The following is a 17,978-nucleotide window of genomic DNA, read 5'->3' as shown; positions in this document are numbered from 1 at the left end:
GAGTTTTGGCGAGGATCAACCTCAATACTTCGTCTATTAAGCTCGTCTCCACGCGACTGCGGAAGCGCTCGCGTTCGTTTGCCACCACGCCGCTGACGTTGGGCTCCTGAGCATGCGCGAAGGCCCGCAACTAGAGGTGGTAGCGTTCAGGTGCGTTCGGCAAGATCGCGAACGAGCTCGCGTTCGGTGTGTCGACGTCCTTAATCCGTTGTGACAGCTAGACCGTTGTCTCCCCAAATTTGCCTTCGGCTTGTGACCGTCCGTCTGGCCCGGCGCGACGCTGCCGGTCTCCTCGACTAAATGATCCAGCTGATTGCTGTTCTGTTCGCAGTTCCGATGCTTGGCGGCCTAATGCGGGACATCCCGCCCTCGATTGCGGTCACGACAGGCTTGCGAAGATGCAGAGGAAAGGCTTGCCCACCATGCTCGCCTTCTTCCCACCAGCACGATTATTCAGAAAAGCCGATTCGGATTCCAAAACCTTCAACCTACCCTCATCCCGCTCTGGTTTGCTGATTTAGACGGCAAGCGCTGACCTCAGCCGAAGACTTCCGCCAAGAGCTTTGGGCAACAATGACAGTGAACTCCCATGTTCAGGATTTGTCACGGTTAGCCGAAATCGGCTGACCGTTAGTCCACGACCGTCGAGGATTCTGGCACGTCAATCTTCGGATAGGCCAAAGCTTGTGAACGAGTGCGATGTTCGATTTATGAAACGCTACCTTGAGTTTTCAACGAGTTGCTAGGCTAAAGAAAACGTCTTTTCAACGTTGAGGACGAAGGTAACCTGCTGTTACTACGGCGAGCTAATTCGCCAAAGCGTCAACGTCGCAGGCGAAACCGGTTGCAGATATATGGTAACGAGAGCGCCTCTCATCTGGACTCTGCCAATTGCGCATACCCACTGTTTGTCGGGTAGCGCAGGCGCATTGAGTTTCGTTGGCGGCGCAGGTGATTTTGACGCGGCGGGACGGATTCGCAATCCGGATGACTTCGACAAGCAGATCGAAGGCACGATGGCGAACTTGGCAGAGGCACTTGCTAGCGAAGCCTGCACGTTCGACGACGTGGTGCGGCTAAAGGCGCACTACACCGCCGAACGCGACGATTGGGAGGTGATTGCGGCGCTGGCCCGTTTCTTTAAGGCGGACCCATGCCAGCGATCAGTACGATCCCGGAGCCCTTGCAGCCCTTCTCCGGCCAAACTATACAAATTCAAGCTATTGCCCAGCGCGGCTGGCGGACGCATCCCGAAGTCCGAGCGCTCCCGCGCCCCGTACCGCCTCAGAGGCAAGCGCTATTCGGTGAGCGAGCGGTCCCTGGGGGCTTGCGCGGGCGAGTTCATTGCCGTTGCGAACCGCGCAGCCGAGGATGTAGACGGCGTGGTGGGACAGCCAGATGACGGCGTGGCTCAGAGCCACTTCATCATAGAGAAACACGCGGAGACACTGGCCGCACTCGGCGCCTCCTTTCAGGATTGCGTCAAACTGGAGGGTTACTACTTCGGCAACACACGCGAGCAATGGGCGCCGCTTTCCAAGGCGCGGGCGAGTCATTTTCGCGAGCCGGGTCCCGCCGGGACCGTGGTCCCCTGCCACCGGCTCAATCCAAAGGGCGCCTTGACCAAGGTCGAGGTCCTGGCCATGCGCGAGCTGCGCAACGGCTGCGACAAATACATCCCGCGCGAGGACCATTGGCCCGCACGCGTTTGGGACTGGACCTACCCCACACCTTGCCGTCAAGCTATCCGGTTGCGAAATACCGTGTGGCTTGGTGGCCAAGTGCCCTCGGAGCCTTACTGCAATAAGGGGCACTCCGTCATGGAGGGGCAGCTCATGCCGCAGACCCGCGTCACCATGAGTTATATCCAGAACCTCCTGCGGGCGTTCGGCCGGTCACTCGCGGACCTGAAGCTCATGGTCTGCTACTTCACCGAGACGATTGCCTTCGCCAAGACCCTCGCGGATTGCGTGGGCGGAGCGCTTCCACCTATGACGGCTCGTGCTGAAGCCAATGATGCACAATCCCAAGACTACCGTGGAGATTTGGGGCGTCGCTCAAGGTTGACGGCACTTTGATCTGCAAATGGGGGAGAGATTATGAGAGAACTCGAATTGGGTGTCCTTCTCGAAACGCTTTGGAAGGGACGTAGTCGATGAGCTTTCTCGAATTCGACGGAAAACGCTTTCTCGATGGCCGCGCGTCCGATCCGCGCGAACTCTGCTGGATGCGCGGTGCGCCGCCGCCAGCAGACAAGTGCATCACATTCGAGAGCGGCACGTTTTTCGATTTCCCGCAGATCCGTTGGTCGCTGTCGCATAGGCGCGAGCTTGCGGCGAGTGTCAACGTGTGGCGCGGGCGGGGCGGGCCGTCGCCGCTCGATCGCAGCGACAAGGCCGCGAACATTGAGGCGCTGACCTTCGCCGATAAGGACGGCCGCACCCGCCGCTTCGACGAGGCGCTGTTCGACACCTACTGCGACGGCATCGTGGTGCTGCATCGCGGGCGCATTGTGTATGAGCGCTACTTCGGGGCGCTCGAGCCACAGTTGGCGCATGCGTGCTTCTCGGTCACGAAGTCGTACGCTGGTACCCTCGCCGCCGCGCTCGTCCACGAGGGCGTGCTCGATGATGGGAAGGCAATCCCACATTACCTACCGGAGCTCCGGGGGACTGCTTGGGGTGATGCCACGCTGCGTCAGGTGATGGATATGCAGACTGGTCTGGCATACACCGAGATCTACGACGACGAGCGCTCCGGCGTTCGGGCGTATTCGCGCGCCTGTGGTGGGCGACCACGGCCGGTCGGTTACGACGGGCCGCGGACATTATGCGACTACCTGCGCACCATGAAGAAGGAGGGGGCACACGGCCACGAGTTCGCGTATAAGACCGTCAACACGGACGTAATGGCTTGGGTGATGGCGCGCGTGACCGGCCGCTCGTTCGCACAGCTGCTGCACGAGCGCCTGTGGGCGCCACTGGGCTGCGAGGAGGATGGCTACGTCCTTGTCGACCCGGTTGGCACGCCGCTGGTCGGCGGCGGGCTGAACGCGACCCTGCGCGACCTCGCGCGCTTTGGCGAGCTCATGCGTCGCGAAGGCGACTGGCACGGAAAGCAGCTCATTCCCGCCTCCGTCGTGCACGAGGTGCGAAAGGGCGATGACCCGGACAAATTCCACTACGCGTGGTTACCAGGCTATTCGTATCGGAGCATGTGGTGGGTGAGCCACAATGAGCTGGACGCCTTCGAAGCCAAGGGCATCCACGGCCAGCGCCTCTATGTCGCGCCGAAGGCGGAGATGGTGGTCGCGCGATTCGCGTCACACCCGGTGGCATCGAGTATCGCCAATGACCCGATCACTTTGCCTCAGATGCTGGCATTGGGGCGGTTACTGCGCACATAGCTGCAAAGATGCGCCGTTTCTATTTCGCCAAATCTGGTGGATCGCAAGATCGCAATGAAGCGATCCACATGTCGTCCGCGCCTCGATGCTATCTTCACGTTTCGAAGCAAACTCACACCTTAGAAATCTCTTGCGCACCCCCCTTCAGTACGGCGCGTTATCAACTCTTGCCTGATCAGCTCTCGTTCACTAGACCGTTGGCGGCGCGCACGCACTCACTACTTCACATATTTCTTTGCCGATACACCTAAACCGGTGTGGTCGGCGGCTGGAGAAGTAGTAAGCGTCGCCAGGGCATAGCACGCGCCTTTGATCGTCAACTGTGACCTCCAAACGTCCACTAATGACAATTCCGCCTTCTTCACCATCATGAGTAAGGCACACTTTCCCTGTGTCGGAGCCAGGCTTGTACGTCTCCTGCAGAATCTGGACTGATCGACCAACCATGGTGCTGCCAACCTGGAGAAGGGAGACTCCGCCCTTGCCGATCTCGGTCAGGTCATTCTTCTTAAAAAAGATCTGTTCCCTTCTCTCGTCCGGTTGCGAAAAAAATTGTGCCAAACTGATCGGAATGGCTTCCAAGATACGCTTCAAGGCGCCCACGGACGGATTTGTCTGCCCTGATTCGATCAAAGATATGGTTGAGTTGACTACTCCGGCCCGCCTTGCCAGCGCACGCTGTGAAAGGCCGTTGCGCAGCCTGACGTGACGCAGCCGAGCCCCGATGTTTTCATTTGCGCCGTCGGTCATCGGCGGCCCCTCCAACGCTTTGCTCTCCGGCGCGCTTCATCCGACATCTTCAACGGCGGCTGCCGCCGCGCACGTCATGAGCCAACTCTAGCCACGCTTTGAGGCTGAATTCCCCAACATTGGGCCATAATCGCCGTAATTGTGCGTCTGACCGATCGATTGTGGCGTTTTCCCTCGCGCCGATAGTCTGGAATCTGTCTTCAGTTGAGGCCGAACGACGCCGCTTACGCTGGCGGCAAACTTCAGACTCTTATCATAGCGCTTAATCGATATCGACGAGCCATCGATGACGTGGCCATCACGATGTGTCGGCTGGCCCACACCATCGGCCGCCCACCAGGAGGGCGGTAAAGGATGAGGACGGTTTGCGGGAGGTAGCCAGGGGCCCAGGATCCGACGCCCGAGGCTAATCGGAGATCCGTCGGGCCGAAAATTGGCAATCCCGTTGCAGGGCACCAACATCAGCGCGGCTTCGGGGCCGTGCGCTGTCGAGTGCGGTGTTCGATTTAGAAAACACCAGCAATGATATTCAATGACTTACGATATCAAAGAAAACGTCTATTCAAGGACAGTGGCCATGATAGTCCTGTCGCGCAATGTGGCGTGACGCGATCCGCACACTCTCGTGGCTGATAGTGTTTATGGGGCGCCACAATGCCGGGGTTCAGTTGTTGCTCCTGCAATGCCGCGGGTTTAATCCAAGAAATTTGATCAAGGTCCAACTACAATGTCATCAACGTCTGCGGCTGAAAATGTCGTCACAGTCCTCCTCTATGCCTTTGCCGGTGATGATTATGCGGCCTCGATTCACAAGCGTTTTTCCCATGTTCGCGTGTTGATCGCGAAAGATCAGGCGTCGCTTGATCAGCACGTGGCGGAGGCAGATGTTCTCCTCGCCCACAGTTTTCCTGCCGAGATCTTTGACAAAGCGCGGCGGCTGCGCTGGTTCCAATGCGCCAGCGCGGGCGTTGACTCAGTCTTATCGATCCGCGACCGCGTCGGCGACCTCGTCGTCACCAATGTCCGCGGTATGCACGGCGAAGTCATCGCGGACTTTGTCATGGCGGGCATGACCATGATGCACTGGGACTTCCCGCGGTTCATGCGGGAGCAATCTCGCAAGGAATGGCGTCCACGATCGATCGCACCGCTCGCGGAACGGACGCTTGGTGTTGTCGGGCTCGGATCGATCGGTACAGCCATCGCTCGCCGAGCCAAGAGTGCGGGCATGACTGTGATCGGCTCGAAGCGTGATGTGACCCAGCCGGTTTCAGGCATCGACACGCTTTTCCCGCCGGAGGGGCTCGCCGAGGTCCTGGGGCTCTCCGACTTCGTCGTCCTTGCTGTTCCACACGTTTCGGAAACCACCAGGCTTATCGGTCGCAAGGAGCTGCAGCTCATGCGCCGCACGGCGTTTCTGATCAATATCGCTCGCGGTTCGGTGATTGCGGAAAACGAGCTCGTCGAGGCGCTTCAGGGGGGCACGATCGCCGGAGCTCTCCTCGACGTATTCGAGCGGGAACCACTTCCGGTGGACAGTCCTCTATGGACGATGCCGAACGTCATCGTCACTCCCCATGTTGCCGGTTGGCTGAGCGACTACAACGCTCGCGCATTGGAGATCTTCAACGACAACCTGCAGCGTTTCCTCGACAGAAAGCCGTTGCGTAACGTAGTCGACCTGAAGCGTGGCTACTGATCGGCGCGCTTGTGCTTTGAGGCTGTCATGACGTGGTTCTGATCTACACTCAGTTATCGGCACGGGTGCCTGGCAACGGACATCCTTCATGAAGGAATTGACGGCGCTTGCAGCCGCTCGTCAGTTGCGCAACGCCAACTCACGAGTCAGACCCTTACACGCTTCTTTGTTTGAGAACTATGAGCAGCGCGCGACACTGGACGCCTACGAAAAAAGGCCTTGCGCGCGCTCATGATGCTCGATTGGCGTGAGTCACTCTGTTCGGGGATTACGATGTATTCCTGGTACCTGCCGCGGCTGGCAAAGCGCCAGAAGGTTTGGGCAACACCGTCGACGCCCGCTTCAACGGAGCTTGGACGATGCTGCGCTTGCCTTGCCTAACTCTGCCAGTGGGCCGGCGTCCTGCGGACCTGCCTATCGAATTACAACTGGTCGCCGCGCGAGGCGACGATGCTACGTTGCTGCGCGCTGCCACCTTCGCCGAAGCGTGCCAAGCGGGTTAGGGGGCAGCGCACAATGGATGGACATTAGGGAGGACGAGACATGCGTACCGTTGATACTCGGGAATGGGAGATCCGCTGCGATCTGGCTGCGGCTTACCGTTTGATAGCCCATTTTGGCATGGACGACCTGATCTTCACTCATTTATCGGCGCGTCTGCCTGGCAAGGAACATCGTTTCCTGCTCAATCCGTATGGCATGATGTTCGATGAAATCACCGCCTCGAGCCTCGTGGTCGTCGACCCCGAAGGACACGCCGTCGAGAAGGCGGAGGTGTCCGAGATCAATAGCGCAGGATTCACCATCCATTCAGCCGTGCACATGAATCGCCATAATGCCCAGTGTGTCATGCACACACATACCCTGGCCGGCATGGCCGTGGCAGCGCAGGACCAAGGGCTGCTGCCGTTGAACCAAATATCGATGGAGCTCTTTGGCCGTGTTGCCTATCACGACTTTGAAGGCATTGCGGATGACCTGGAGGAGCGTGAACGGCTGGCGCGTGATCTCGGCGACAAGGACGCAATGATCCTCAAGCATCATGGCTTGCTCACGGTTGGGCGTAGCGTGGCTGAAGCGTTCTTTAATATGTACTACTTGGACCAATCCTGCCGCATCCAGATCGCAGCTACACAGGGCGGACAAAAAGTTTCCTTGCCGCCCGATGAAGTCGTCGCGCACACGATGGAGCAGAGCAATCGCTATCGCGAGAGTCCGACCTTTGCCTCCCGCACGTGGGCAGCACTCAAACGACGCCTCGATCGTATCAGCCCTGGGTACGGGACCTAATGGTCCGGCACGTGCGCGCCTGAAGCACAGAGAGTAGTGTACGTTGCACCGCGGAATATTCTTGGTCGTTTGGTCGGTGCTTCCGCGGTGGTGCGGCCTCAACGGGTGCGACCGTGACTTCGATTTACAGTTGAAATGAGGGACGACATGACTGCATCGACCATCTGGCATCTGCCGATCGCGGACACCCATAATCTGTCCGCCAGCGCGGGCGCGTTGAGCTTCGTCGGCGGCGCGGCTGACTTCGATACAGCCGGACGGATTCTCAATCCGGGCGACCTCAACAAGCAGATCGAGGGCGCGGTGACCAACATGGCGGAGGCGCTCGCCAGCGAATCCTGCACGCTTGACGACGTGGTCCGACTCAAAGCGCATTACACTGCTGATTGCGATGATTGGGAGGTGATCGCGGCACTGGCCCGCTTCTTCAAGGCAGACCCCATGCCGGCCATCAGCACGGTGCCTGAACCCTTGCAGCCGTTTTCCGGCCAGACGATCCAGATACAGGCCATCGCTCAGCGCGGGTGGCGGACGCACTCCGATGTCCGGGCGGTGCCGCGACCGGTGCCACCGCAGAGGCAGGCGCTGTTCGGCGACCGAGCGATTACCGCGGGCTTGCGCGCGGGCGAGTTCATCGCAGTTGCCAACCGCACGGCGGAGGACACCGACGGCGTTGTGCGCCATCCGGACGACGGCGTGGCCCAGAGCCACTTCATCATGGAGAGGCACGCGGAGACGCTGGCTGCGCTCGGCGCCTCTTTCCAAGACTGCGTCAAGCTGGAGGGTTATTATTTCGGCACAAAGCGCGAGGACTGGGCGCCGCTCGCCAAGGCGCGGGCGACCCACTTTCGCGAGCCTGGGCCGGCCGGTACTGTGGTTCCCTGCCACCGTCTTAATCCAAAGGGCGCCCTGACCAAGGTCGAAGTTATGGCCATGCGCGAACTGTGGAACGGCCGCGACAAATACATCCCGCGCGAGGACCATTGGCCCAAGCGCGTGTGGGACTGGGCGATCCCTGCGGGCTTTCACGGTTGGCCGTACCGCCAAGCCATCCGATTGCGCGATACTGTGTGGCTCGGTGGACAGGTGCCCTTGCGTCCCTACAGCAACACGGGTGGGTGTGTTATGGAAGGCCAGCTCATACCGCAGACCCGCTTCACCATGAGCTATATCGAAGACCTCCTCCGCCCCTTCGGCCGGAGGCCTGCGGATTTGAAGCTTATGGTCTGCTACTTCACCTCGACGGGTACTGAGGCCGAAACGATGGCTTTTGCCAAGACTCTCGCCGATTGCGTGGGTGGCGCGCTTCCGCCCATGACGCTCGTACCAAAGCCCATGATGCACAGCCCCAACACCACTGTGGAGATTTGGGGCGTGGCGCAAGGTTGAGGGTGCTTCGATCCGCTGGGCTACGCGACCTGCTGCCAGCGATGATCGTGGGCCTTACCAGTCATTCGTTGCGCATAATAATTAACCAAGTCATCACGAGGAAAGCATGAAGGCCTTCACGAAGATTATCCTGTTCACCGACAAGGACGGCCGCGCGCGCTTTCGCGAAGAAACGATAGATCTCTCCGAAGGCACGTCGCAAATGCAGCTGTCGGCACGACTTCCGTGCAGCGGTTATCAGGTCCGCCAGAGTCCCGTGGGTTTTGCCTGGAGCTTTCATTGCTCCGGCAGCCCGTTATGGGTCTTCATTCTTAGAGGGCAAATGGAGATCACTCTGCAGGATGGGAGCTCGCGCGTTTTCAAACCTGGCGATTGCTTTTACGCGGCCGACACGCTGCCCGCCGGCGCGACTTTCAATGAGAAAGTGCATGGGCACTCGACACGTCAGGTCGGCTCCGATCCGCTGATCACTATGTTCGTGCACGATTGAGCCAATCTCTTTTGGAAGTCGATCTGCTCTGTATTGTCGCTGATAATCTCAGGTAGGCCACCACAGTAGTGGCGCGTACACTGGTCTGTACGCGGTTCTTCACGCCTGCGGCCCCAGGATCCCGCTGTGCGTTGATCCATAAGTGGCCGTGAAAATTCGCATGTCGACAGCTTGGGATGCAGCGTGACCACAGCTATTGGCGAAGTGCCTCGTCAAGAGCCTTGCAGTCGAGACCGTCAACGCAGTGCGAGGGCCGCGCTGGATTCAAGGCGGTAGCGCAGGCGTCAACTCGGTCTGGTCGATGCGATAGCTCGGCAAGTGAGGCCGAGTGCAGTCACTCGTTGAGGGCGGATGTCGCGCAATCGGGCCGCCAAGCAGTTTTGGGGTAGCGATCAGTATTGCTATCGGTCGGCTGGATGCAGCGGGTCGAGGAGCTCCTGGCCGGATGGGCGGTCACAAGCCGAGGGCGGTTTCGGTAGAGCACGCAGTCTGGGCTTAGCGGGCGAAGTATCAAGGTCGCGTCGAAGCTGAGCGGCCGGCCCTCATCGACGAGATTGGACCCGGCCCGACGTGGGTCCGCTGCGGGGGCTCCGCGCGGCACAGACTTCCGGCCAAGGTTCTCCACGGCGCCGCTGGAAGACCATGACCTCCCTGGCGGCCCTGCGTCACGACCGCATCGATGCGCCATGGTTCATCGAGACGCGGTCTGCGCCGCGATCGGTCACGCACTGGAAGCTTTCACCTCCGAGGAATGAGCCAACTACCTCAGGCTATCGAACTTAATGCCATCACGCTCTAAAAACCAAGTTTGTGTACTTTAAGCGCAGGGCACAGTCGTTTGCGTTGTTCGTTTTAGAAAACATAGCTCGATATTCCTCAATGATTTAGGGCATCGAAGAAAACGTCTGTTCAATTGTTCCCGCATTGATAGTCTTGGCGCGAGATGGCGTTCAGCGCTCTCCAAAAAACAATCCAAATGGCAGGGGGAATACCAAGACAATCTCACTTAATTTGATTCGTGAGGTGCATCCGACCGGGGGCGCCGCGCGCATGGGCGAGTCTGTGAAGCAATGGGCGAGGGCGACTACCTCATCCATGCCCGACGTGAGTCGCCGCGCATCCCTGAGATGGAGCGGGCTAATGCGGCGGTGCAGGACCTCAGCCTGATACGCATTGACTACGATACAAGCACTTTCGCCACAACCTTCTTTACTTCATGAGGGACGAGCCCATGCGCAAAGACCGCTCTCGACTGCTTCTCAATCGCCGCCGCGCTGTCGGCCTGATCACCGCCGGACTCGCGACACCTTTCATCATCCGCTCGGCAGATGCCCAACCGGCCTGGCCCGAGCAGACGACGGTCCCGGATGTCCTCAAGGGCTCGGGAGAACTCCGCGTCGCCAACTACGGTGGCACGGCGCATGAGGCACAGCAGAAGGCATATTTCGAGCCATTCGAGAGAGCGACAGGCATTCAGGTTCGCGCGTTTCCCAGCGCTGATACAACCAAAGTCAAGGCGATGGTCGATACGGGCAATCTCGAATGGGATCTCATACACACCAGCCGCAGCGGGATCATGAGGCTGACGAAGACCGGCGACTATTTCGAGAGGATCGACTACTCGCTGATCGATGACGGCGTGGGCAAAGAGTACCGCTTCGAATATGGGGTGGATATGCTGGTGTGGGCCAACGTGATGGCCTACCGCACCGACGCGTTCAATGGTGCCGCACCTGCAAACTGGGAGGATTTCTGGGACACCAAGAAGTTCCCGGGCGATCGGGCCATGTACGGCATCGGGGCTGGTATGAATCCCGAGATGGAATGCGCGCTGATGGCAGCCGGGGTGCCGGCCGACAAGCTCTATCCGCTCGACGTCGACAAGGCACTGGCAAGCTACGACAAGATCAGGAAGAGCGTGGTCAAGTGGTGGGAGACTGGCGCCCAGCCGCCGCAGATGCTGACGGACCGGGAGGTTGTCATGACCACGGTTTGGAACGGTCGCATGGCGGCGTTGCAGGAGCAAGGCCTACCTGTGGCGATTTGCTGGAATCAAGGACTGGCCATGCGCGATGCTTGGGGCATCCTCAAGGGCGCCAAGAATAAGGTGAATGCCATGAAATTCGTGGCCTATTCGACCATGGCGATCCCGCAGGCGCGCTTCGCGCTCGCGATTCCCTACGGCTCGGTCAACGAAGGGTCCAACAAGTACATCCCACCCGAGCGCCTAAAGGTGCTGCCGAGTGCGCCGGACATCAAGAAGCAACTCGTGCCCTACGACTTCGACTGGTGGACCGACAACCGCGAGATGGCTCGAGCCAAGTTCACCAAGTGGATGCTGGGCTGATGCGCCGATTGCCCGTCCCGAGCGTGTCGAGGGGCTTAGGGCCAAACCCAAAAGCTATTAGATTCTATGGAGCGTGAGTTAATGCCTTTGACTTTGCCTCAGGACGGCAGTTGTATGCGCGGCGCGTCGGTGTCGCTGACCGATCTGAAGAAGAGTTATGGAGGTGTCGCGGCCGTGGCCGGCGTGTCCATCGACGTTCGTTCCGGCGAATTCCTCACTTTGTTGGGCCCTAGCGGCTCGGGCAAGACCACGACGCTCATGATGATCGCGGGCTTTCAGAATCCCAACGCAGGCGACATCTCCATTGACGGGGTCTCGGTGGTCGCCATGCCACCCTATCGCCGCAACATCGGCATGGTATTCCAAAATTATGCCCTCTTCCCGCACCTGACCGTAGCCGAAAATATCGGATTTCCGCTGAAGCAGCGCGGTGTCCCGAAGGCGGAGCGAGCTAGGCTGGTGGGGGAGGCACTCGAGTTGGTGCACCTGCCGGACTATGGCGGGCGCTATCCGCGTCAGCTCTCCGGCGGTCAGCAGCAGCGTGTGGCGGTAGCGCGGGCGATTGTGTTCAAGCCGCGGCTGCTTTTGATGGACGAGCCGCTGGGTGCACTCGACAAGCAGCTGCGCGAAAATCTGCAGTCCGAGATGCGACGCCTGCACGCTGAACTAGGCGTCACCTGCATCTTGGTCACGCACGATCAGGACGAGGCGCTCACCATGTCCGACCGCATCGCCGTCATGAACGATGGCAAAGTGGCGCAGATCGGGCGTCCGGAGGATCTCTACGACCGCCCCAACAATCGCTTTGTGGCGGGCTTCATCGGCCAGTCCAACTTCTTGCCGGCCGTCGTATGCGGTTTGGAGAACGGCGTCGTCGTGGCCAAGTGCGAAGACGTGTTGGTGCGGGCCGTGACTTCACTGCGTCCGACAATCGGCGCTGAAGTCGCTCTGACCATCCGGCCCGAGCGTTTGCGTTTCGCCGACGGGCTTGTCGCACCCGGACCAGACGTCAACCGCATGAGTGTTACCGTGACCGAAGCCGTGTTCGCTGGCGAGCGCTGCCGCTACCAGCTGAAGTCCGACGACCGGACCATTCTAGTACTTAAGGAAGCATCGAGTGCGGCCATACGCCGCCGAGCCGTTGGCCAGCGCGCAGAAATTGCTTGGTCGGTCGCGGACACGATCCTTGTGTAGGGCGAGCTATGTCTGAGGCGATCACAACACTATTCTCAGCCCGTTCGGTAAGCCAAAGAGAATTGTCTGTGTGGAATCGTGCGCGCTCATGCATCATTCCGCTGCTGCTTGCCGCGCCGCTGCTGGTCTACATGGTGGTGTTCTATGCCGTACCCGTCGTATCGATGCTGCTGCGCAGCCTCAACGATCCTAGCTGGTCTCTGGATCACTATGCGGCGCTGCTGGGTGACGTCATCTTCCTCAAGGTCTTCTGGATCACGCTCAGCACGTCGTTTTCGGTCACGCTCAGCACGCTCGTGCTGGCTTATCCGGTGGCGCTTGCGTTGTCACGCGCGCGCTCGAGTGCACCTCTCATTCTGATCGTGATCCTGCTGCCGTTCTGGACGTCGGTGCTGGTGCGCAGTTACGCCTGGATGGTGCTGCTGGGCCGGCATGGTCTGATCAATGAAGCCTTACTGGCGCTTGGTTTGGTTGAAGAACCGATCCGGCTACTCAACACGACCTTCGCAACCGAAATCGCTATGACGCACATCATGCTGCCGTACATGATCCTGCCGATCGCGAACGCCCTGCGACAGATCGACCCCTCACTGGCGCTCGCCGCCTCGGGCCTGGGCGCCACGCCATGGAACACCTTCCGAGAGGTCATCTTGCCCCTGTCCATGCCGGGCGTGGCCGTCGGCGTACTGCTGGTGTTCGTGCTGGCGCTCGGGTTCTACATTACGCCCGCCATGGTGGGCGACGCGCGCGAGATCACCCTCTCGATGCTAATCGCCAACGAGGTCGACCAGCTCAATTGGGGATATGCGGCGACGCTATCTACCGTGCTGCTCGCGACCGCGCTCGGCCTGATCGCCCTTGTACAGCTCCTGCCCGGGGTGGGCAGCGCCTTCAGGATGAACCTCCAATGACTGCCTTCCGCCTCTTGCCTACGTTGATAGTCGGCCTGATCCTGCTGTTCCTCGCCTTTCCGATCATAGTGGTTTTCGTCCTGTCCTTCTCGTCGGCGAACTACCTCACTTTCCCACCACCCGGCTTTGGATTCAGATGGTACATCGTCTACTTTGGCAGCGTCGACTGGCTGCGCGCAACTTGGATCAGCCTCTGGGTGGCGACAGCCGTGGTGGGGCTGTCGACGACGCTCGGCACGCTCGCCGCGGTCGGCATCACCCGCTTGCCGCGGGCGCTTCGGGTCCTCGCGGCCGGCCTCATCCTGTCGCCACTGATCGTGCCCGTGATAGTTGTTGCGATCGGCATCTACTACGCTTTCTCCCGCTACGGGCTGGTCGGCACGCCGGCGGCGATCATGCTGGCGCACACCTGCCTTGCTGTGCCGTTTGTCGTCACCAGCGTAAGCGCCAGCCTATCCGGCATCGATCCTAGACTTGAGCAGGCAGCGTTGAGCCTCGGCGCGACGCCAAGCAGTACGTTCTGGCAAATAACGTTGCCGCTGATCCGGCCAGGCATCCTTGTCGGCGGGCTGTTCGCGTTCATCACCTCATTCGATGAAGTGGTCGTGTCCCTGTTTCTGTCAGGATCAGGTGCCGTCACGTTGCCACGCCGCATGTGGGACGATCTTCGCTTCCAGATTGAGCCTACGATAGCGGCCGTGTCGACTATCACGGTTGTTCTGACGGCATCGCTACTTGCAAGCGCTCACATTCTGCGCAAGCGCACCGAGCAACTGCGAACTGTCTGAAGAATGGGCGAGGACATGTGAACCGGCCCGGGTTTGCCGGAGGCCATTGGTTTAAGTTATGCTGCCATGGCCGGTTGTTCCAGCATGGCGTAGCAGCGTTGCTCACGCAAAAAATGTACTGAGCTCCCTCTCTAGTAACGATATGCCAGGAGATGGGTGCAGGTATGTGCGACCGGGGTTCGTCGGAATGAATCGACGGAGGCTGTTCTGTCGCAGGATTTCTTCGTCGAAAGGCGTCTCATTGCACGAAGAGGGAGTGCCGTCTCGCTAGACTGAGAATCAATAGTTCGTGAAGGTCGAACCGGTTGACTTAGTAATCTTCCTAACAAAGAGGCGGACCGCAGCATGGCCGACCAAGTTCTTGCCGTCCTCGACGCGCTTGATGGGCGCAGCGCTGCGGTTCTCACGCGGACCTCTGATGCACATCGTTGGCCCGGTGCCGTCCGCTCTAGTGCACGGCGCTTTCTCAAAAACGAGATTCTGGCGAGGATTTCGCTTCAAGAGCTCGCGGCAATAGGAGAATTCCTCGAGCCGATTGTTTTAAAAGAGCGGATGGTGCTGCAAGAGCCGAAAAGGCCACTCGATCATGTCTATTTTATAGAGTCCGGACTTGTCTCGCTCAGAATAGTTGCCGCCGGAAGCGTTCTTGAAACAGCGGTGATAGGACACTGCGGAGCTATCGGCGCTTCGCTCTTATTCGGACCGCATCTTGCGACTCATCAATCTGTTGTACTTTTTCCGGGCAGCGCGCACAGAATTGGTGTCGAGGATCTGCGACGCGTGATGCATGATCACTCTGAAATTCGAGAACATCTTCTCCGGTACGTCCATGCGTTGGACTTGCATTGCGCTCAGAGCGGGTTGTGCGGCGTGCGCCACGATCGGGAGAAACGGCTCGCGTGCTGGCTGTGTTTGGCGAGTGATGCCCTCGATGCTAATGTGCTTCCGGTTACGCATGATTACCTTTCTTCCGTCTTGGCACTGCGCCGCGCTGGGGTAACGGAAACCCTAATCCGATTCGAAGAACAAAAACTGATCCGCAAAACTCGCGGCGTGCTGCGGATTGAAGAACGTTCGTGCCTCGAGCAAAGGGCATGCGGTTGTTACAAGCTTATTTCAGCCGCCTACGCCTCAACCGAACCCGCAATGTCAGCCACCAACCCATAGCGCCAGGTGACGAACGGCGCGACGTTGGGTGTGGGCTACTATTTCTAGCGAGAGTATGCCGACCCGCGTGTCGCGTGTTCGGTTCGACACGGAGTGCTCCGCGTTGCCGGTACTCCAGAGTGTGGGGCGATTATCCAGAGTTTTGCGCCGTGACGACAATGCTGAAGCGGCGCCTCCCACGCAACGCAAGGTGCAGCTCATTGCGATCGCCCAAGCGGCTTGGGTTCGCAATGTATTCGTACAGTATACAATACGATTGACTTTTCAGAGGGCAAATCATCGTCGCCAATGCGCTTCGCGTCTTCCGGCGTGCGCATGGCGCGACGCCTATGTCTTACAAGCCGCGTGTTCGTTTTTCGCTTGTCAGTAGGTGCATCGTTCCTTCCGACCTTTTCCGAGGCATCGCACATGCGCGCCGCTGGGGGCGGCTCAGCGTCTGTCGCACGCTCAGACGCCCTTCGGGGCTCTTGCCATTATGGAGCGTTCAATCTCGAACAGCGCATCAATCCGCCTCACGACCTCGATCGCAATCGGAGAGAGCAGGATTTCCTTCTTTCCGGCGCCCTTGCGCCGCGCATTCTCTTGTCGGCATGGCAAAGAAGAGTATCCCTCCGGCGGCGGCCGCCTTGTGTCGTTTGAGAGGCGGCCCAAGAATTTGACCTTAAATCTAGCGTTAAGGTCACGTGGCGAATGCAAGTCAATGTGTTGGGCGCCGAGCGTCGGCGGCGATGGAGTTACGACGAGAAGGTTCGCCTTGTCGAAGAGACCTTGCAGGCTGGCGAGACGGTCTGCGGCGTCGCGCGCCGGCACGGGGTGGCTCACAGCCTGCTGTTCACCTGGCGTCGACAAGCGCGCCAGGGTCGACTGGGCGGTGATGCCGTGCTAGCTCTCATTCCCGTCGAGATCACGCCCGTGGCGGCTCCGATCTCGAGCGAGGCGCCACAACCAGTGGCTTCACCGCCTGCGCAGCGCGCAAGGGCTGGAATCATTGAAATCGAGCTTGGCGGCGGCTGTCGCGTTCGCGTTGACCGTGACGTGGACGGCGAGGCCCTGCAGCGAGTACTTGAGCTGCTGCGGCGACGATGATCCCGATTCCGAGCGGCGTCAGGGTTTGGATCGCCACTGGCCACACCGACATGCGTCGCGGCATGCAAAGCCTGGCTCTTACGGTTCAAGAGAGCTTGAAGCGCGATCCCATGCCGGCGAACTCTATATCTTCCGGGGCCGCCGCGGTGACCTCGTCAAGATTCTTTGGCACGACGGGCTGGGCATGTCGCTCTACGCCAAGCGCCTTGATCGTGGCAAGTTCATCTGGCCGTCGGCGTCGGCCGGCGCGGTATCGATCTCAGCGGCGCAGATGGCTTATATGCTGGAGGGCATCGACTGGCGGAATCCGCAACTAAGCTGGCGGCCGCAAAGTGTGGGCTGAGCGAAGAAATCTGCGGTTGCTGCCATTTTCGGGAGTCCCATCGCGTCCAATCTGTGATTCACTGCGTCGCATGGATGCCGACCGCGACGCTGTTCCGGATGACATTGCCGTCCTGAAGGAGGCGCTGGCGGTCGAGCGCGCGAAGGGTTTGGAGATAGCCGCCGAGCTCGCGGTCGCCCGCGCGAAAGCGTCGGAAGACGAAGCGCTGATCGCCCAGCAGCAGTTGCAGATCGCCAAGCTGAAACATCAGATCTATGGGCAACGGTCGGAACGTTCGGCGCGGCTGATGGAGCAGTTGGCGCTGACGTTCGAAGAGCTGGAAGCCGACGCCACCGAGGACGAACTGGCGGCCGAACGAGCCGTGGCGAAGACGACGACGGTGCGCTGCGGGTGGTTGTGACCGCGATATCCTTTGTCGACGTGGATACCGCGAGCCTCCACCCCGGTGAGCTTCTCCATGTCGGCGATTACGGGACCGAGCGTGTGCCCATCGAAGGGATTGCCATGCAGCGCCTTGGCATGGAGCACGAACTGGCCGCCCTTCGGAGACGTCACAGGGGTGGCGATGCTGACCTTACAGCCGAACTCGTAGGGGGCGCGGGCTTTACCCTTGCCGATGCACTCAACCTCCGGAGCATGTAACGCATAGACCTTCGGACCGCGCTGATGCTGATCCTGGCTGCGCACCTGCTGCGCTAAACCCAGCAACGGGCCGAAGCGAGCTTCCAGTACCGTATCGCCATCAATCTTGCGGCGGACGTCGCGGATGATCCGGCCAAGCCGTGTCCGCAGGAACTTGAGCTGCCGCCGGGCGCGTTTGAACTGGTGGGCGTGGGTATAGCGGCCGGTCATGATGGCGGCGCGCTTGGCCAAGCGCAAATAGCTCTGGCGTAGCGGCACACGGTTGCGCTTGGCGAGCCCGACCAGCTTGATGATTGCTCGATGCAGCAGCCGCGCGTCAGTCGGATGCGCGACCGCCTTGGGCTGCACCGTGGTATGTGCGCCATGACGGCGCGAAGAAGGAGGTTGAGTATGTAGACCATCTTCCGAGCAGCCTTGCTGCGCAAGAGATGAGGGCAGGCCCCTCGGACTCGGATTGCAGGATCAGAGTCCAAACC

General features: G+C 59.8%; 12 protein-coding genes and 5 pseudogenes. 14 read left to right on the top strand and 3 right to left on the bottom strand.

Going from position 1 to position 17,978, the window contains the following annotated elements; genetic code table 11:
• Positions 1–929: 929 nt before the first annotated feature.
• Positions 930–2,078 carry a RidA family protein gene (locus tag I6F37_RS37140; RefSeq protein ID WP_225131222.1) on the top strand — a complete coding sequence of 383 codons (1,149 nt, stop codon included), beginning with the start codon at positions 930–932 and terminating at the stop codon, positions 2,076–2,078.
• Between the two features lie 77 nt (positions 2,079–2,155).
• Positions 2,156–3,406 carry a serine hydrolase gene (locus I6F37_RS37135; protein WP_225131221.1) on the top strand — a complete coding sequence of 417 codons (1,251 nt, stop codon included), beginning with the start codon at positions 2,156–2,158 and terminating at the stop codon, positions 3,404–3,406.
• A 189-nt stretch (positions 3,407–3,595) separates the two neighbouring features.
• Here I6F37_RS37135 and I6F37_RS37130 read toward each other — a convergent pair whose 3' ends face one another.
• Positions 3,596–4,156 carry a cupin domain-containing protein gene (locus I6F37_RS37130; RefSeq protein WP_225131220.1) on the bottom strand — a complete coding sequence of 187 codons (561 nt, stop codon included), beginning with the start codon at positions 4,154–4,156 and terminating at the stop codon, positions 3,596–3,598.
• Between the two features lie 727 nt (positions 4,157–4,883).
• Here I6F37_RS37130 and I6F37_RS37125 point away from each other — a divergent pair.
• The 9 genes from I6F37_RS37125 to I6F37_RS37085 all read left to right on the top strand — a co-directional run bounded on the left by I6F37_RS37125 (position 4,884) and on the right by I6F37_RS37085 (position 15,431).
• On the top strand, positions 4,884–5,855 hold the full coding sequence (locus tag I6F37_RS37125) for a D-2-hydroxyacid dehydrogenase (protein ID WP_225131219.1): 972 nt from the start codon (positions 4,884–4,886) through the stop codon (positions 5,853–5,855).
• A 543-nt stretch (positions 5,856–6,398) separates the two neighbouring features.
• The gene (locus tag I6F37_RS37120; protein WP_225131218.1) at positions 6,399–7,145 is read left to right on the top strand and encodes a class II aldolase/adducin family protein; all 747 of its coding nucleotides are present in this window, start codon (positions 6,399–6,401) and stop codon (positions 7,143–7,145) included.
• A gap of 147 nt (positions 7,146–7,292) precedes the next feature.
• Positions 7,293–8,534, top strand: a complete 1,242-nt coding sequence (locus tag I6F37_RS37115; RefSeq protein WP_225131217.1) for a Rid family hydrolase — start codon at positions 7,293–7,295, stop codon at positions 8,532–8,534.
• A 106-nt stretch (positions 8,535–8,640) separates the two neighbouring features.
• Positions 8,641–9,024, top strand: a complete 384-nt coding sequence (locus I6F37_RS37110; protein ID WP_225131216.1) for a hypothetical protein — start codon at positions 8,641–8,643, stop codon at positions 9,022–9,024.
• Positions 9,025–10,255: 1,231 nt separating this feature from the next.
• The gene (locus I6F37_RS37105) at positions 10,256–11,371 is read left to right on the top strand and encodes an ABC transporter substrate-binding protein (protein WP_225131215.1); all 1,116 of its coding nucleotides are present in this window, start codon (positions 10,256–10,258) and stop codon (positions 11,369–11,371) included.
• 114 nt (positions 11,372–11,485) lie between these two features.
• Positions 11,486–12,565, top strand: coding sequence for an ABC transporter ATP-binding protein (locus I6F37_RS37100; RefSeq protein WP_225131274.1), 1,080 nt, complete (start codon positions 11,486–11,488; stop codon positions 12,563–12,565).
• Positions 12,566–12,633: 68 nt separating this feature from the next.
• Positions 12,634–13,476: an ABC transporter permease gene (locus tag I6F37_RS37095; protein WP_225131210.1), complete on the top strand. Its 843-nt coding sequence runs from the start codon at positions 12,634–12,636 to the stop codon at positions 13,474–13,476.
• Complete coding sequence (locus tag I6F37_RS37090; protein WP_225131208.1) at positions 13,473–14,264, top strand: ABC transporter permease; 792 nt, start codon at positions 13,473–13,475, stop codon at positions 14,262–14,264. Before I6F37_RS37095 ends, I6F37_RS37090 begins: the two co-directional genes overlap by 4 nt.
• A gap of 345 nt (positions 14,265–14,609) precedes the next feature.
• Entirely contained in the window at positions 14,610–15,431 is an 822-nt protein-coding gene (locus I6F37_RS37085) for a Crp/Fnr family transcriptional regulator (RefSeq protein WP_225131206.1), read from the top strand.
• A gap of 421 nt (positions 15,432–15,852) precedes the next feature.
• On the opposite strand, the pseudogene I6F37_RS37080 reads toward I6F37_RS37085, so the two are convergent.
• Positions 15,853–16,016, bottom strand: a pseudogene (locus I6F37_RS37080) (IS66 family transposase); the annotation flags it as partial.
• Positions 16,017–16,121: 105 nt separating this feature from the next.
• Between I6F37_RS37080 and I6F37_RS37075 the strand changes: the two are divergent.
• The 3 pseudogenes from I6F37_RS37075 to I6F37_RS37065 form a co-directional block, all read left to right on the top strand.
• Positions 16,122–16,277: pseudogene (locus I6F37_RS37075) on the top strand (transposase); the annotation flags it as partial.
• A gap of 236 nt (positions 16,278–16,513) precedes the next feature.
• Positions 16,514–16,860: pseudogene (gene tnpB / locus I6F37_RS46085) on the top strand (IS66 family insertion sequence element accessory protein TnpB).
• 70 nt (positions 16,861–16,930) lie between these two features.
• Positions 16,931–17,245 (top strand): annotated as a pseudogene (locus tag I6F37_RS37065) (transposase); the annotation flags it as partial.
• On the opposite strand, the pseudogene I6F37_RS37060 reads toward I6F37_RS37065, so the two are convergent.
• Positions 17,242–17,856 (bottom strand): annotated as a pseudogene (locus I6F37_RS37060) (IS5/IS1182 family transposase); the annotation flags it as partial. The pseudogenes I6F37_RS37065 and I6F37_RS37060 overlap by 4 nt on opposite strands.
• Positions 17,857–17,978: the final 122 nt, after the last annotated feature.

It is taken from the genome of Bradyrhizobium sp. NBAIM08 (genome assembly GCF_020193935.1).
GTDB lineage: Bacteria > Pseudomonadota > Alphaproteobacteria > Rhizobiales > Xanthobacteraceae > Bradyrhizobium > Bradyrhizobium yuanmingense.
This window is presented reverse-complemented; position numbering and strand designations above follow the sequence as displayed.

Excerpts from the sequence above, each read along its gene's own strand:
- I6F37_RS37110 (WP_225131216.1), top strand. The coding sequence starts at position 8,641 with ATGAAGGCCTTCACGAAGATTATCCTGTTCACCGACAAGGACGGCCGC.
- I6F37_RS37085 (WP_225131206.1), top strand. The coding sequence starts at position 14,610 with ATGGCCGACCAAGTTCTTGCCGTCCTCGACGCGCTTGATGGGCGCAGC.
- I6F37_RS37125 (WP_225131219.1), top strand. The coding sequence starts at position 4,884 with ATGTCATCAACGTCTGCGGCTGAAAATGTCGTCACAGTCCTCCTCTAT.
- I6F37_RS37115 (WP_225131217.1), top strand. The coding sequence starts at position 7,293 with ATGACTGCATCGACCATCTGGCATCTGCCGATCGCGGACACCCATAAT.
- I6F37_RS37130 (WP_225131220.1), bottom strand. The coding sequence starts at position 4,156 with ATGACCGACGGCGCAAATGAAAACATCGGGGCTCGGCTGCGTCACGTC.
- I6F37_RS37090 (WP_225131208.1), top strand. The coding sequence starts at position 13,473 with ATGACTGCCTTCCGCCTCTTGCCTACGTTGATAGTCGGCCTGATCCTG.
- I6F37_RS37100 (WP_225131274.1), top strand. The coding sequence starts at position 11,486 with ATGCGCGGCGCGTCGGTGTCGCTGACCGATCTGAAGAAGAGTTATGGA.
- I6F37_RS37105 (WP_225131215.1), top strand. The coding sequence starts at position 10,256 with ATGCGCAAAGACCGCTCTCGACTGCTTCTCAATCGCCGCCGCGCTGTC.
- I6F37_RS37120 (WP_225131218.1), top strand. The coding sequence starts at position 6,399 with ATGCGTACCGTTGATACTCGGGAATGGGAGATCCGCTGCGATCTGGCT.
- I6F37_RS37135 (WP_225131221.1), top strand. The coding sequence starts at position 2,156 with ATGAGCTTTCTCGAATTCGACGGAAAACGCTTTCTCGATGGCCGCGCG.